This is a genomic window from Campylobacter australis (assembly GCF_050586305.1).
Taxonomy (GTDB): domain Bacteria; phylum Campylobacterota; class Campylobacteria; order Campylobacterales; family Campylobacteraceae; genus Campylobacter_A.
Genome location: NZ_JAXUAA010000003.1, coordinates 35,965 through 50,880, shown reverse-complemented (window position 1 = coordinate 50,880; position 14,916 = coordinate 35,965). Strand labels below are relative to the sequence as shown.

Genomic DNA, 14,916 nt, shown 5'->3' with positions numbered 1-14,916 from the left:
TTGCCGATTGTATCCAAAAAATACTTACAAAAGTTTTATTAAAAGTAAATTAGTTAAAAATATAAAGTTTTTACAAACAAAATAAGCCTATTTTTGCTACAATATCCAAAAAAGGATACAAAATGAACCACTTTGCAAAACGCATAATCCCCTGCCTTGATGTCAAAGACGGACGTGTCGTAAAGGGTGTAAATTTTGTAGGACTCGTCGATGCTGGTGTTCCAGTCGAAGTTGCCAAACGCTACAACGCCGAGGGTGCAGATGAGCTGTGCTTTCTTGACATTACCGCCACACACCTTGGAAACAAAACCATTGTCAATGTCGTCGCTCGTGTCGCAAAGGAGCTGTTTATCCCGCTAACGGTCGGTGGCGGCATACGCTCGGTCGATGATATCTCGGCTTTGCTAAATGTGGGCTGCGATAAAGTAAGCCTAAACTCAGCCGCTATTCACAATCCAAAACTAATCGATGAAGCCGCGAAAAAATTTGGCTCTCAGTGTGTGGTCGTAGCGATTGACGCAAAAAAAACGGAGCAAGGTTATCATGTCTTCATAAACGGCGGTCGTGTAGATACCGGACTGGATGCCTTTGCGTGGGCAAAAGAGGTGCAAGAGCGAGGGGCTGGAGAGATCTTGCTAACTTCCATGGATGCAGACGGTACGAAGGCTGGGTTTGAGCTAGAGCTTACAGGACAAATGAGTCGTGAGCTAAATATCCCAGTCATCGCAAGTGGTGGCGCTGGGAGTATGGAGCATTTTAAAGACGCATTTCTAGCTGGAGCTGACGCAGCTCTTGCGGCAAGTATATTTCACTTTAAAGAGATTGAAATTTTGGCTTTGAAGCGGTATTTGAGCGAAAATGGTGTGAGTGTTAGGATTTAGCTTTGGGCTAGTTTTCGCATTTGAAACTTAAATTTCAGACGCTAAACGCCTAGGCAAAACTTCAACAAGGAAAAATATGAAAAAAATCGGACTTATCGCTGGAATGAGCTATGAATCAAGCGTGAGTTATTACATCGGCATAAACAGGCTTATAAACGAGCGTTTAGGCGGTTTAAATAGTGCTGAGATCTTACTAAGTAGCGTGAATTTTGAACCCATAGAAAAAACCCAAAGGCAGAACGAGTGGCAAAAAGCAGGTGAAATTTTGGCAGGTCACGCGAAAATTTTAGAACTTGGCGGAGCGGATTTTATTCTTATATGCACCAACACGATGCATAAAGTCTATGATATAGTGCAAAATAGCATAAAAATCCCCATCTTACATATCGCCGCAACTACATTAACAGCCCTGCAAAATGCCAAAGTAAAAAGCGTTTTGCTACTTGGTACAAGCTATACTATGCGTGAAAATTTTTACAAAGAGGCACTTGTAAATGGCGGTGTAAATGTGGTAGTGCCAAATGAAAATGATATGAAATTTATAAATGATACGATTTTTAATGAGCTTTGCAAAGGCGAGATCTCGCAAAGTGCTAAAAATCGCTTTTTGCAAATTATAAAATCTCACTCAAATGAGATTGGCGGAGTGATTTTTGGCTGCACTGAAATCGGACTTTTGATATAGTAAAAAGACAGTGATATTTTGCTTTTTCATACTACACAAATTCACATAGAACAAGCTGTAAATTTGGCTTTATAATTTAATAGTGCTAAGATGTCAAAAGCTATCACACATATAACTAAAAATGTTACCTTAGCACCTCATGCATATCACAAGCCTTTTGCCAGCGAGCTTTATTATCTGGTGTATTTTGTGTTGCTGGATCGTCCTTGCCAAGGTCACACGCCTTTTTAAAGTACTCTTTTGCACTCTGTTTGTCATTTTGATTAAAACTATAAATTGCAAAATTATGACATCCCAAACGCACCCCAGCCTCGCATGTCAAACGATAGTAAGCCGCCGCCTTTGCCATATCTTGTGGCACACCTCTGCCATGCTCATACATCGCACCAAGATTTACACAGCCTAGGGCGTTCGCATTATCACACGCCTTGCTAAACAGCTCTTTTGCTCTCTTATAATCAGCCTTAACCCCTTGTGCCTCGTAATACATAAAACCAAGATTCGTACATGATGAAAAATACCCTCCATCACACGCCATCTCGTAAAACTTAACCGCCTTTGCAAAGTCTTGTGCCACGCCAAATATACCATACTGATACAGCTCACCAAGTGTCCCGCAAGTCCTAAACTCGCCTGCAAGGCACTTTTTGTTTCCTTTATCTAGCTGTTCTTGCGTTACATTCTCGCCAAACATCGCACTTAAAATCGCCACCAACAGCAATTTTCTCATAATTATCCCCTTTAAAATGCCATAAAATTTTTACTAAACTTCATTTTTTAAATGTGAAATTGTTTAAAATTTAGCATATTTTGTACCTATTTTACCAAGTAATAGCTAAAATTTATCACTATTTTGCTATTATTTTAACTATTTAAAATGAGGGCAAAAATGATTAGATTAATAGTATGCGCTGGAGAGAGTGAGAGTTTTGATTTTGCTGCGCCAATCGGCATAGGGCTAGTGCAAAGTGGCATAAATCTGAGTGAAATTTTAACTAAACTCGCCCTTTTTGACGAGTTAAAAAGCCTTGAAAATAGCGATGAAAACTTAGCAAAAATAATACAAAGAGAGTGCGAAGCTGATACAAATATGGCTAAAATTTTAGCTGATTTTACCCCTAAAAACACAAAAAGTGAGCGAAATTTCTTGCCTAGTGAGATTATTTTTATTGGTTCTGCTGGGCTGTATCAAAAGGGCGAGTTGTTTGAAATTTTTGAAAGTAAAAATGCTGCAAATATTGAAATTTCGCTACTTGACGATAAATCTTATGTGCCTGTTCCGCAAGATATTTTTAATGATGTTTCACAAGAAACATTCATAAACTCGTCAAATTTCATAACCAAAAACAAAGAGAGTGCCAAAAAGCTTTTTGAACTTGGTGCATATGCGGAAAATATGGAGTTTTTCGCTGTTCTTGCCACTGCACAGAAATTTGGTATAGACGCAAAAGGGATTTTTGTCGCGACAAATTTCTGTGACACAAACGCGCATACCGAATTTGTGAAAAATCACGCCCTTGCAAAAGATATGCTACATAACTATCTTGAAGAGAAGGGCTTTATATGAAAAATATACTTGACCTTACTTTAAACGAGTTAGAAACGCTTGTAACGCCTAAATTTCGTGCAAAGCAAATTTATGAGTGGATATATAAAAAATACGCCGATAGCTTTGATGAGATGACAAATTTACCAAAAGAGTTGCGTGAAAATTTAAAAGAAAATTTCCACTTCGAGCCGTTAAAATATGTGCAAAGTGAAACAAGCCTAGATAAAAGTGTAAAATATCTTTTCGAAGCGACTGACGGCTCACGCATAGAAAGCGTATTGCTACCGATGAAAGAGGAGCTAACACACGAAGACGGCGGTATCAAACGCCACGCTCGTTACACTATATGCGTTAGCTCGCAGGTTGGCTGTCGCATGGGCTGTAGCTTTTGTCTGACGGCAAAGGGCGGACTTACGCGAAATCTAACTCCAGGCGAGATAGTGGGTCAAATTTTATGGATAAAAAAAGCAAACAACATACCATACGAACGCCGTATAAACATCGTCTATATGGGTATGGGTGAGCCACTTGACAACTTAGCAAATGTCGCAACAGCGATTAAAATTTTAAAAGAAAATGACGGACTTGCTATCGCCGCACGTCGCCAAACTATCTCTACAAGCGGTCTAGCCACGCAGATAAAAAAACTTGGAGAGCTAAACCTAGGCGTGCTACTTGCCATCTCACTACATGCCACAACCGATGAACTACGCACAAAACTAATGCCTGTAAATAAGGCGTATAGCATCGAAGCCGTGATGCAAGCTGTGCGTGAGTTTCCAGTGGATATGCGTAAGCGAGTGCTGTTTGAGTATCTAGTCATAAAGGGACTAAATGACAGCACAAGAGACGCCAAAACGCTTGTGAAGCTACTGCACGGTATCAAAGCTAAGGTAAATCTCATCTACTTTAACCCACATGAAGGCAGTCCATACGCTCGTCCAGATACCCAAACGATGATAAAATTTCAAGACTATATGTCCGCTCACGGCGTTAGTTGCACGATCCGCCAGAGCAAAGGGCTTGATATATCGGCGGCTTGCGGTCAGCTAAAAGAGCGAAGCAAGGAGCAGATAAACCCAAACGCTGTTAGTGCAAATCAAGCTAACATTAGTAAAAATGTGAGTGAAATTTCATCACAAAAAACCGCTAACAAAACAAGCCAAAAACAAAACTCACAAAGAGCTAACGCCGTTAATAAAAACTCAACCAAGACAGCCAAATCAACGCCAAACATTACCGCTAACAAAAAGTCTAACGAGATAACTAACGATAGTAGTTTAAAAACAGCAAAAGATAAAATCTCAAACAAAACTAACACTAACAAAAGCATAAGCAAAAGGAGTAAGGCGTGAGCGTTTTAGATATAGCACAGGTTGCGTTTTTAGCAGTTGTGGCGTTAGTAGGAGTTAGCTTTATAATAAAGGTCGTGCGAGATGATAAAAACAGGCAAGAAAATGAAAAATGATGAGTTTTTGCGCTCACAAATAGACCGAGATAACAATCAGTCGTTTTTCAATCTGCTCTATCACGATGCGTTTTTTGATGAAAAACAGCTAAAAAAGATCATTAAAATTTGCCAAAAATATGAGATAAAAGATACGAATTTAAAGGCAAAAGTGGCTGACATTATGCATTTTACAACATTTTTGATAGCTTGTCATAGGGATAAAAATGATGTTTATAAGATCAAAAACTACGAAAAAATAGATAAGAAATTTACCGACTATTTTCAAGATATGCGTGAGATAATAACAAAATTTATAAAGGAAAATCAGTGAGAAATGCCGACTATGTGATGGATGAGATTAGTGATTTTCTAGATCGATCGATGCTAAAAACCAGCAAGATCACAAGCGATGATGTGGTAAAATTTATCGAGCAAAAGTGGGCAGAAGCAGACGATGAAAAATACAAAAACCACTTCGCCCATATCGTGATAGGTCGCATGATAAATGAGTCTATTGCAAGGCAAGATGAGCGAAATCTGCAACGCTGGATGGATGAGAGTGATCGGCACATATCTGCGGGACGAAATGCTACGTATGTTACTGAGTATTACAAGGGTGCATGCTGGCTTAGATGTGGCAACGAGAGCAAGGCGTTGGAGCATTTTTGGCGATGTTATGACGCTGAACCAGAGTATATTTTTACTAGATCTAGGCAGTGTATGGAATTTTTCAACAAGCACTTAGAAACGCCACGTGAGTTAGTCAAAATCAACGAACCGACTAGGGTTCGGCTTAAAATTTCTTTACCGATATGGGCGAAGTTTTTTGGCGAAGAGTCAGGTGTTTTCGCTTTAATACCAATAGATGAGTATGGTGAAGAGCTGGAAAATTTAGATGAAAATACGCAAAATGCAGTTGAGTTTTTGCAACAAAATGAGCAAAAAATTCTAACAAATTTACTAACAAAACTGCTAACCGAATATCCAAAAATGCAAGAAATTTACGCCTATGACGAGAGCAAAAAGGCTGATTTTATGCCTGATATTTCGGATATCTCTGGCTTTGCTAATCTACTAACACTAACAGAAATTTTCTTACTAACAAACGAGCAAGGCAAGGTGCAAATCGGCTTTTCATTTAACTGCTCGTGGGACACAGAACACGGACTTGGCGTGATGACACTAGGCAGCGAAGTGCTAGATATAGGCGGAGCCGAAAGGGCATTTTGTATCTAAATTTAAAGCTAGGACAAGTTGCTTTGATGCAAATTTTGACAAAACATGCTTTGAGCTAGGGTTATTCAACTGAAATAATTCAAGGGATTTATTGGTGTGTTAAAATCTATCGGGATATGGAATTTACACCACACCAATCCAAAAGCCATTTTTAGACGAACTGCTGAGATGTTTAAAAGAAATGATAGAATGTCCGTGTTTATAGATTTTGAAGGATTTTGTAAAATAGTATTTGTTTATAATTTTTTATTTATCTTACTTAAATCCTCATCTTTTGCTTTGTCTGTCCAGCAAGAACTTATATTTCTGCTTTTGCATAATTCTGCCTGCTGATCCCCAAAGACAGCTCTTGTCTTTTCAATGTTTTGTTTTGTCACATACCTGATGTTGTTTTGTTTCCAACCGCAAAAATAAATTTTATTAACATCTTCAATATCTTTTTTAGCGGATACAGTCCTTAAAATATCTTTGTAGTCTGGTCGCCCCATAAAAACTCTTGGGATATTATTATTTAAAGCTTTAAAAAAATCGACAGGTTTAAATGTGTAATTTGGATCAAATTTTATACCTAAATATCGAACTAAATCTTTATAGTTATCTATAAAATTTTCAACCACATACCCATTTTTAATTTCTAACTTAATAACAAATGGACTATCTCCAAGAGATGTCAAATATAACTCATATGGAACAATATCGGTTAGAAATATACAACTAAATGGTCTTTTATTAAACTCAAAAGGAAAAATAGTCCTAGTTTCATTTTGTACTTTCATATCACGATGTAGATTTTGTAATGCAGTAAATTTAAACATTTTATATCCTTTAATATTTTACAATAATTATACCAATATTTTATGAAACAACATTTTCAAACTCTGTCATAATATCAACCGCACTTTTTATATAAAACTTCTCACCTCCGAACTCAAAGGCGATTTCATCTGCATGAAGCATTAGACGACTTGCACCAGTTTTTGCCACTCTTTCGCTTTCGCCCATCTCGCCGTCCAAAATTTTTATCACATCATCACGGTTTAGCCCGTAAAGTGGTTCACCTAAAATTTTATGTTGCACGTGAAACAAATGCAACCTTATCTGATGTTGCCGTCCCGTTAGCGGATAGCATCGAAGTAAACTCGCATCCGCCCTTTCATCATAGTACAGCATTTCAAAGACTGTCACGGCATTCTTGCCGCCCTGAGCCTTGCTGCAAATCTGCATTCTAGTTTTTACATCATCGTAGTTTTTCGCAAGTCCCATACTTGCATTTACGACAAAAATTTCATTGTTAAAATTTATCCTATCGCGTATCAACGAGCCAAAACCACCCTCTAAAAATTTTAGCCCCAAATTTTCGCCAAACTTTTTTACCGATTTTTCACCTTGCTTTAAAGCAAATTCATCACCACTTTTCATACACTCAAGCTCATCGGTGTAAAATTTCTCATCACTTAAAGCCTTAAATTCCATCGCCAAACCACGCCCTACAAGCTCGCTCACACACACCTTGCCTCGTACCATCGCTAGATAGCTCTTACTCACCGCCCTACTCTCAAACAGCCCTTTTAACTCCACTTGTGAAGCCTTGTTTTTTGCCACGACGATAAGTCCGCTAGTTTCTTTATCTAGCCGATGAGCCACAGCCGCCTCACGCCCAAAAAGTGAGTAAATTTCATCATTTAGCGAATATTCGCAGTGTCTGCCATTTGGATGACTTAGCACTTCACTTGGCTTGTCAAATACCGCAAATACCGCCGTTTCAAAAATAGGCTTTAACCCGCGTGGCTTACACTCGTATTCTATCAGTGTTACATCACCATGCAAGATAGCGTTTTTCTCACGCACGATCTCACCACTACACGCAAGTCTAGCACGATCTATTAGACGCTGTGCCGAGCGCATATCATATCCCAAATCTAGCAAAATTTCATACGCCTTTTTGCCATTTGAGTGAGCTATTTTTTTATTTATATAGGGCAAATTTTTCCTTTTATTTTTAGATTTTAACCAGCTTTTCAGAGCCATTTTTATATAATCAAAACTTAAAAATTATACAAAATTTCAAATAAAGGGCATATTATGGTAGAGCGATATTCACGAAAGATTATGAGCGACAAATGGAGCATACAGGCCAAATACGACGCATGGCTAAAAGTCGAAAAGGCAGCTGTAAAAGCGTGGAATAAACTAGGCTTTATCAGCGATGATGATTGTGATAAAATTTGCAAAAATGCTAGTTTTGATGTGAGTAGAATCGATGAGATAGAAAAGGTTACAAAGCACGATGTCATCGCATTTTTAACAAGTGTGAGCGAAAGCCTTGGCGAAGAGAGTAGATTTGTACATTACGGTATGACTTCAAGCGATTGTATCGACACCGCTGTAGCCCTTCAGATCCGTGATAGTATCGAGCTTATCGAAGCTGATATCGACGAGCTACTTGACGCACTAAAACTGCGTGCCACGGAGCATAAAAACACGCTTATGGTCGGTCGCAGCCACGGAATTCACGGCGAACCGATCACATTTGGTCTAGTTGTGGCGATATGGCACGATGAGATCAAACGTGCAAAAGAGCTCATCTTGCATGCTAAAAAGGTCATCTCGGTCGGCATGATAAGCGGAGCGATGGGAAATTTCGCTCATGCACCGCTCGAGCTTGAAGAGCTTACATGCGAAGAGCTGGGACTTGGCGTCGCTCCAGCGTCAAATCAAGTCATCCAGCGCGACCGCTACGCACAAGTACTAAACGCCATCGCCATACTTGCGTCAAGTTGCGAAAAGATCGCCGTTGCCATGCGACACTATCAGCGAACCGAAGTTTATGAGGCGGAGGAGTATTTTAGCCCGGGGCAAAAAGGCTCAAGTGCCATGCCACACAAGCGAAATCCAGTGCTTAGCGAAAATATCACAGGGCTTTGCAGAATGCTACGCTCATACGCCACTCCAGCGATGGAGAATGTCGCACTTTGGCACGAACGCGACATCAGCCACAGCTCGGTTGAGAGATTTATCCTACCAGATGCCTTTATAACTGCGGATTTTATGCTCGCACGCCTTAGCAATCTCATAAAAAATCTTGTCGTTTATCCTGAAAATATGATGAAAAACCTTAATCTCACGGGCGGTTTGGTCTTTTCTCAACGCGTTCTTTTACAGCTTCCGATGCGTGGTATATCAAGGGAAGACGCTTATAAAATCGTGCAAAGAAACGCGATGAAGGTCTGGGCGGACTTGCAAGCTGGCAAAGCGGCACTCAATGCAAACGGCGAAAGTTTATTTTTACAAAATTTACTAGCTGATGAGGAGCTTAAAAAAAGCCTTAGCGAAGACGAGATAAAAGAGTGTTTTGAGTACGAATACTACACAAAAAATGTAGATAGAATTTTTGCTAGGGTGTTTGGGGAGTAATAACCAAAGAATAAAAAAATGAAACATTTTGTTATAAAATTTGGTACTCAGGTTTATATTTTTTCAGCAGTTTCCCCGATTATTATCGTTTTTTTGCTGAAAAATCATTTATCTTACTATGCTCTTGGTCTTTTTGTTTTCTCTTTTATTTATTCAAATTTATTTTTAATACTACGCCTAAAAGAGCATGGACAGGAAAGCACCATGTGCGATTTTATTGAGATCGCAGAGCCAAAATTTGTGCCTATATATGTTGCATATTTTGTTATAGCTTTAAGCATAGATAACACGGAAGTGGGATTGTTTATGATAATTTTTACTGGGGTTTTTATTTTAATTCAAAGATGCAAATTTAGTTTTTTTAATCCATTTGTTCTTTTTGGTTTTAACTTTTATGAAGTTAGTATCAAAGGTGGAAATATCCCAGATAATCCAAAAAAAGAGTATTCTAATTATAGATTATTTTTAATGTCAAAACAGAAAATAAAAACAAGTGATAGGCAATTAACTAATTTAATAAAACTAAATGATTTTACATTTTTACAAAAGGATTAAAATGAGTGAAATTTCAATATTTGGTTCAGGCAAAAAGAAATTTTATAAGGTTGCAACTGCTAACATAAAAAATATTTGGAACTATAACAAAATAGACAATCTAAAAAAGATTGACTTTATGCAAGAAAAAGGAAGTTATAAACTAGAAGAAGATGAGATATTTTTTATTGAGCTAAATAAAGATGAAAGTCTTTCTGTAAGCAATCTATTAAACACAACAAGTGCTAATGATATTAGCAAAAAGTATCTTTTGGATTTAGAATATGTTTTTGTTATCAAACAAAACAGTATCTTTTTTCAAAGAATTTTTAAAACCAATCTGATAGACAAGCCATTTTGGCTTTTTTCAAATACCGCAACACTTCATACAAAAGATACTGTGCTTGTATTGCAGGATAGAACCGATATTGCTTTTATGAATGGTAAAATTTACTTTTTTAAATTTAGTGACTTAACAGCGGTTTTTAAAAATTTATCACACTATTATAGAGAGGCAAACAAAGAAGATTTGCAGATATTTAAAGCAAATAAAATAATAAATATTAATCCAGTTTTAATTTTAGAAAAACTACCAAAGACATCACTTCAAAAAATCGCACAAATTATTGATAATCTACAAATATTAAATGAAAATTTTAAAATTTATAAGCAATATGCCGATAAATATGTTGAAATTTTTGATGATAATAAAATTAAAATTGTAACCAAACAAGATATTGATAGTTTACATAATATTATATTTCAAAAATATTTCCAAACTATCATTAATACTGAAAAAAGGGTGGCTAATTCATTTAAGAAACTTTAGTTTTTGACTATTTGAGCTTTGGGCCCAAAATTTTAGAAGCCATAACTATTCTCTTAAACAAGTGTTACTTGAGTTTTGCCAAATATTTGACAACCTTTGTTTATGCCACTTGTAATGTTAAGAGCATAGCTCATTGTGCTTGATATTCTTCAAGATAATTAAAAATTGAGCTAAAAATTATTTCATAAGCCAAATTTTGCTAAATTTTTCGCCACAAAAGACAACATTCTAAGGACATCACTTGCTAAACGCCACCTATACCATCGCCCTACTCGTAGGTTCAAATATATTTATGACACTTACGCGGTATGGGCATTTTAAATTTAGCACAAGCAATTTTGGACTGTTTTACACCATACTTATCAGCTGGTGTGTGGTGTTTTGGTATTGCTTTCAAGCTCCAGTCAATCGTATAGGCTACACCGCAAACGGCGGGAGCTTCGATCTTTGGCAGTTAAAATTCAAAGATAATATTTAGTAGTCTACTTTTAATAAATTTAGGGGAAGTTATTGAAATTTTTAGCTCTAAATATTTCAAAGATTTTAAGTAAGTTTTTGCTAAAATCTCTAATTCAATAACAAAATTCTCAATCCAAAAATATCACAAAGTTTTACCAAATGGCTAAAATTTGATGATGTTTTTAAAGATAGAAGGAAAAAAGTGAAAGTACTAAAACGCAACGGAAGAACAGAAGAACTTGATATAAGCAAGATCAAAAAATACACAACAGAGGCCGTGGCTGGGCTTGATAATGTAAGTCTGAGCGAACTTGAAGTTGATGCGAAGATCCAGTTTCGCGATATGATCACGACCGAAGAGATCCAGCAAACTCTCATAAAAACGGCAGTCGAAAAGATCGACATCGATCGCCCAAACTGGACATTTGTTGCGGCACGACTTTTCCTTTATGATTTATATCATAAAGTAACTGGTTATAGCGGCTACAACCATCTTCGCGAATACCTAGAAAAGGGCGAAAAAGCGGGTCGTATCGTGCCAGGACTAAAAGAAAAGTACGACCTTGACGACCTAAACGCCTATATCCGCCCTGAGCGTGACTTGCAGTTTGCCTACCTTGGCATTAAAACGCTTTACGATCGCTACCTCATCAAAGATCAAAAGGGAGCGCCGATCGAGCTTCCACAGCAGATGTTTATGGCTATTGCTATGTTTTTGGCGCAAAACGAGCTTGATTCGCAAGGCTGGGCGAAGAAATTTTATGATCTTATCAGCAAATTTGAGGTCATGCTAGCCACTCCAACACTTTCAAACGCAAGAACCCCACGCCACCAGCTAAGCTCGTGCTACATCGGCTCAACACCTGATAACATCGAAGGCATTTTTGATAGCTACAAAGAGATGGCGTTGCTGTCAAAATTTGGCGGAGGGATCGGCTGGGATTGGAGTAAAGTGCGTGCGATGGGCGGTAGCATCGACGGACACAAAAACGCAGCTGGTGGCATCATACCATTTTTAAAAGTAACCAACGACATAGCCGTTGCCGTCGATCAGCTAGGCACTAGAAAAGGTGCGATAGCCGTGTATATCGAGCCGTGGCATATGGATGTGGGCGACTTTATCGATCTTCGAAAGAACTCAGGTGAAGAGCGTCGCCGTGCGCACGAGCTTTTCCCTGCGCTTTGGATAAATGACTTGTTTATGAAGCGTGTGGGCGCAAATGAGAAATGGACGCTATTTGACCCAGCACAGACCGCTGATCTGTGCGATCTATACGGTGAAGAGTTTGAAAAACGCTATGTCGAGTATGAAAACGATGAAAATATCCAAAAAAATGTCGTCATGGCAAAGGAGCTTTGGAAGAAAATTTTAACAAGCTACTTTGAAACAGGTATGCCATTTTTGGGCTTTAAAGATAACGCCAACAGGGCAAATCCAAACGATCACACAGGCATTATCCGTAGCTCAAATCTCTGCACGGAAATTTTTCAAAATACCGATCCGAACTATTACAAGATCAAGATCACGCTCGCAAATGGACAAGTGCGTCTATATCACGAAGAAGATGATGTTAAAGTCAATAGCGGTATTGTAAAAAAAGCAAAAAAACTATCCGCACTTGATAGTATTGATGGGGTTGAAATTTTCATAGTAGAAAAAGAGGCCGAAGCTGGCAAAACAGCAGTATGCAACCTAGCGAGTATAAATTTAAGCAAAATCAACACCAAAGCCGACATAGCTCGTGTCGTGCCAATAGCTGTGCGTATGCTAGATAATGTGATAGATCTAAATTTCTACCCGCACAAAAAGGTAAAAGATACAAACCTAGACACCCGTGCTATCGGGCTTGGCGTAATGGGCGAAGCTGAGATGCTAGCTACAAAGCAAGTCAAATGGGGAAGTTACGATCACCTATCACTCATCGATAGCATAATGGAAAACATAAGCTATCAAGCTATCTATGCAAGTTCAAATTTAGCCGTTGAAAAGGGCATTTATCCGACTTATGAAGGCTCAAAATGGAGCAAGGGAATTTTCCCGATAGATAGTGCAAACGAAAACGCAAAAGCACTTGTAACTCGTGGCGGTCTATTTGACGAGGACAGCTGTGACTGGGATAAACTAAGAGCCAAAGTCAAAGAGGATGGCATGAGAAACGGCTATCTTATGGCTATCGCGCCAACTAGCTCGATCTCGATCCTTGTGGGTACAACTCAAACTATCGAGCCTGTGTATAAACGCAAGTGGTTTGAGCACAACTTAAGCGGCATGATCCCAAATGTCGTGCCAAATTTAAGCACCGATACTTGGCAGTACTACACCCCAGCATACGAGCTAGATCAGCGTGTGCTAATAAAAGCTGGTGCGATCCGCCAAAAATGGATAGATCAAGGTCAGAGCCTAAATATATTTATGAGCCTTGATAAGGCAAGTGGCGGCTATCTAAGCGAAATTTACACGCTTGCTTGGCAACTTGGACTTAAATCAACCTACTACCTAAGAAGCGAAAGCCCAGATAGCGAAAAAGTCAATAATGTCGCCGATCGCTCGATAGAGTGCGAGGGATGTCAGTAAATTTAAGGTACTAAAAGCCCAAATTTCATACTCTGCAAAACTAAAATTTGCAGAGTATTTTCCTCTTTTAGCTTTTTTAATATATTTTTGTCGTCATCAAAGAAAAAATTTGCATACTTATCTGATTTATCTGCATTTGTATCGTCCTTGCTTGCTTTTTATCAGCACTAGCGAGCTTTGAGATGAGTGCAGACAGGCGTTTTCTAAGCTTATCTAACAAATTTTTTCTTTAATCTTAACAGACCCATTTTCGAAACTTGGCGATGACGTGATGTTAGGCAGTTTAATTGATGTATTTTGCTCACTTATTATAGTCCGCTTTGCCATATCTATCTGAGCTATAAAACCGCTTTTGCCATTTTCATATAAGAAAAAGCCACTGCTTTTTAGCTTAGCAAGCGACTCATTTGTCTCAAGGGTATTAAAACTAAACTCACCCTTTGCGCTACCTAAAAATATCGCTCCTATGCCAACCTCTCCAAGTCCAACGAGTCGCTGCCCATCATTAAAATTTTGCCAAATTCTAAGCTTTTTGAAAATTTGATCATTTTCATCTATCCAGCCATTTTTATCATCGTCGTATTTAGCTAGATCAGCAAAACCATCTCCACTTTTTGTCCCAAAAAGCTCGCTTCCATCATCTATCTTGCCATTTCCATTTTTATCCAGCGCCAAAAAACCAGAACCAGCACCAAGTCGTGAAATTTGATCTACTTCACCATCAGCATCTATATCAAAACTAAACGAACTATCGCTAATAGTAGGCATCTTACCATCAAAACTTATGACTAACGGGTCAAAAAATGTCACTTCATGGCTCATGCGAACAACTTGTGTAAAGCTTCGAGAAAGGTTGAAATTTAGATCGAGTTTTATCTCTTTACCATCTGCTTTTACAATGCCCTGAGTGCTAAAACTGAGCGCCTCATGTTCTCGCTCTACTTGCACAAAATTTGAAAGCTGTGTGCGAGCAGAGTTTATAACAAAATTTACCCTCTCATTTACATCATTAAAAAGCGCTGTAAGATTTTGTGAATTTACCAAAAGCTCACTTGCATCTACGCTTTTATTTTCACGGATTTTGGCTATCAGCTTTAGTGCCTCATCGGCTATCTTGCCTACTACGACAGGATCTGTCTGTGCTTTTTGCGCTCCTATCTTTTTTGGCATTATAATAGCAGTTGCTTTTGAGTTTGTAAAAGTATTTTCGCTCGTGCTTAGTGAAGCTTGTGTTCCTAGAAAATTTTCCTTAAATGCAAAGCTATTTGCCTGCATGCCGATACTATACTCTTGTATCCTCATCG

14 protein-coding genes and 2 pseudogenes are annotated in these 14,916 nt (G+C 38.3%); 11 read left to right on the top strand and 5 right to left on the bottom strand.

Going from position 1 to position 14,916, the window contains the following annotated elements; translation table 11 throughout:
• Positions 1-122 precede the first annotated feature (122 nt).
• Together hisF and U5B17_RS05265 are read left to right on the top strand one after the other, a co-directional pair.
• Positions 123-881: an imidazole glycerol phosphate synthase subunit HisF gene (gene hisF / locus U5B17_RS05270; RefSeq protein WP_430804326.1), complete on the top strand. Its 759-nt coding sequence runs from the start codon at positions 123-125 to the stop codon at positions 879-881.
• Between the two features lie 76 nt (positions 882-957).
• Positions 958-1,641 (top strand): annotated as a pseudogene (locus U5B17_RS05265) (aspartate/glutamate racemase family protein).
• Positions 1,642-1,690: 49 nt separating this feature from the next.
• On the opposite strand, the gene U5B17_RS05260 reads toward U5B17_RS05265, so the two are convergent.
• Positions 1,691-2,296 carry a tetratricopeptide repeat protein gene (locus tag U5B17_RS05260; protein WP_430804325.1) on the bottom strand — a complete coding sequence of 202 codons (606 nt, stop codon included), beginning with the start codon at positions 2,294-2,296 and terminating at the stop codon, positions 1,691-1,693.
• A 159-nt stretch (positions 2,297-2,455) separates the two neighbouring features.
• Between U5B17_RS05260 and U5B17_RS05255 the strand changes: the two genes are divergently transcribed.
• The 4 genes and pseudogenes from U5B17_RS05255 (at position 2,456) to U5B17_RS05240 (ending at position 5,801) form a co-directional block, all read left to right on the top strand.
• A complete protein-coding gene (locus U5B17_RS05255; protein ID WP_430804324.1) occupies positions 2,456-3,133 on the top strand; it encodes a purine-nucleoside phosphorylase in 678 nt (225 codons plus the stop codon).
• Positions 3,130-4,242 (top strand): annotated as a pseudogene (gene rlmN, locus U5B17_RS05250) (dual-specificity RNA methyltransferase RlmN); the annotation flags it as partial. The gene U5B17_RS05255 and the pseudogene rlmN, both read left to right, overlap by 4 nt.
• A gap of 330 nt (positions 4,243-4,572) precedes the next feature.
• Positions 4,573-4,896, top strand: a complete 324-nt coding sequence (locus U5B17_RS05245; protein ID WP_430804323.1) for a hypothetical protein — start codon at positions 4,573-4,575, stop codon at positions 4,894-4,896.
• Entirely contained in the window at positions 4,893-5,801 is a 909-nt protein-coding gene (locus tag U5B17_RS05240) for a DUF6985 domain-containing protein (protein WP_430804322.1), read from the top strand. The genes U5B17_RS05245 and U5B17_RS05240 overlap by 4 nt, the downstream gene beginning before the upstream one ends.
• Positions 5,802-6,037: 236 nt before the next feature.
• Here the strand turns inward: U5B17_RS05240 and U5B17_RS05235 are convergent, their stop codons facing one another.
• Positions 6,038-6,616, bottom strand: coding sequence for a DUF6037 family protein (locus tag U5B17_RS05235; RefSeq protein WP_430804321.1), 579 nt, complete (start codon positions 6,614-6,616; stop codon positions 6,038-6,040).
• Positions 6,617-6,656: 40 nt separating this feature from the next.
• Positions 6,657-7,784 (bottom strand): RluA family pseudouridine synthase, encoded by a 1,128-nt coding sequence (locus U5B17_RS05230; protein ID WP_430804320.1) that lies wholly within the window; start codon positions 7,782-7,784, stop codon positions 6,657-6,659.
• A gap of 99 nt (positions 7,785-7,883) precedes the next feature.
• On the opposite strand from U5B17_RS05230, the gene purB reads away from it, so the two are divergent.
• From purB to U5B17_RS05205, 5 genes are all read left to right on the top strand, one after another.
• Positions 7,884-9,215 (top strand): adenylosuccinate lyase, encoded by a 1,332-nt coding sequence (gene purB, locus U5B17_RS05225; protein ID WP_430804319.1) that lies wholly within the window; start codon positions 7,884-7,886, stop codon positions 9,213-9,215.
• A gap of 18 nt (positions 9,216-9,233) precedes the next feature.
• On the top strand, positions 9,234-9,770 hold the full coding sequence (locus tag U5B17_RS05220) for a KwaA family protein (RefSeq protein WP_430804318.1): 537 nt from the start codon (positions 9,234-9,236) through the stop codon (positions 9,768-9,770).
• Position 9,771: 1 nt separating this feature from the next.
• Entirely contained in the window at positions 9,772-10,578 is an 807-nt protein-coding gene (locus U5B17_RS05215) for a hypothetical protein (protein ID WP_430804317.1), read from the top strand.
• A gap of 241 nt (positions 10,579-10,819) precedes the next feature.
• Complete coding sequence (locus U5B17_RS05210; protein ID WP_430804316.1) at positions 10,820-11,056, top strand: DMT family protein; 237 nt, start codon at positions 10,820-10,822, stop codon at positions 11,054-11,056.
• Positions 11,057-11,239: 183 nt separating this feature from the next.
• Complete coding sequence (locus U5B17_RS05205; RefSeq protein ID WP_430804315.1) at positions 11,240-13,612, top strand: ribonucleoside-diphosphate reductase subunit alpha; 2,373 nt, start codon at positions 11,240-11,242, stop codon at positions 13,610-13,612.
• Positions 13,613-13,688: 76 nt separating this feature from the next.
• On the opposite strand, the gene U5B17_RS05200 is transcribed toward U5B17_RS05205, so the two are convergent.
• Both U5B17_RS05200 and U5B17_RS05195 read right to left on the bottom strand, forming a co-directional pair.
• Positions 13,689-13,832 carry a hypothetical protein gene (locus U5B17_RS05200; RefSeq protein WP_430804314.1) on the bottom strand — a complete coding sequence of 48 codons (144 nt, stop codon included), beginning with the start codon at positions 13,830-13,832 and terminating at the stop codon, positions 13,689-13,691.
• Positions 13,826-14,914, bottom strand: coding sequence for an SPM autocatalytic domain-containing protein (locus U5B17_RS05195; protein WP_430804313.1), 1,089 nt, complete (start codon positions 14,912-14,914; stop codon positions 13,826-13,828). The genes U5B17_RS05200 and U5B17_RS05195 overlap by 7 nt, the downstream gene beginning before the upstream one ends.
• Positions 14,915-14,916 lie beyond the last annotated feature (2 nt).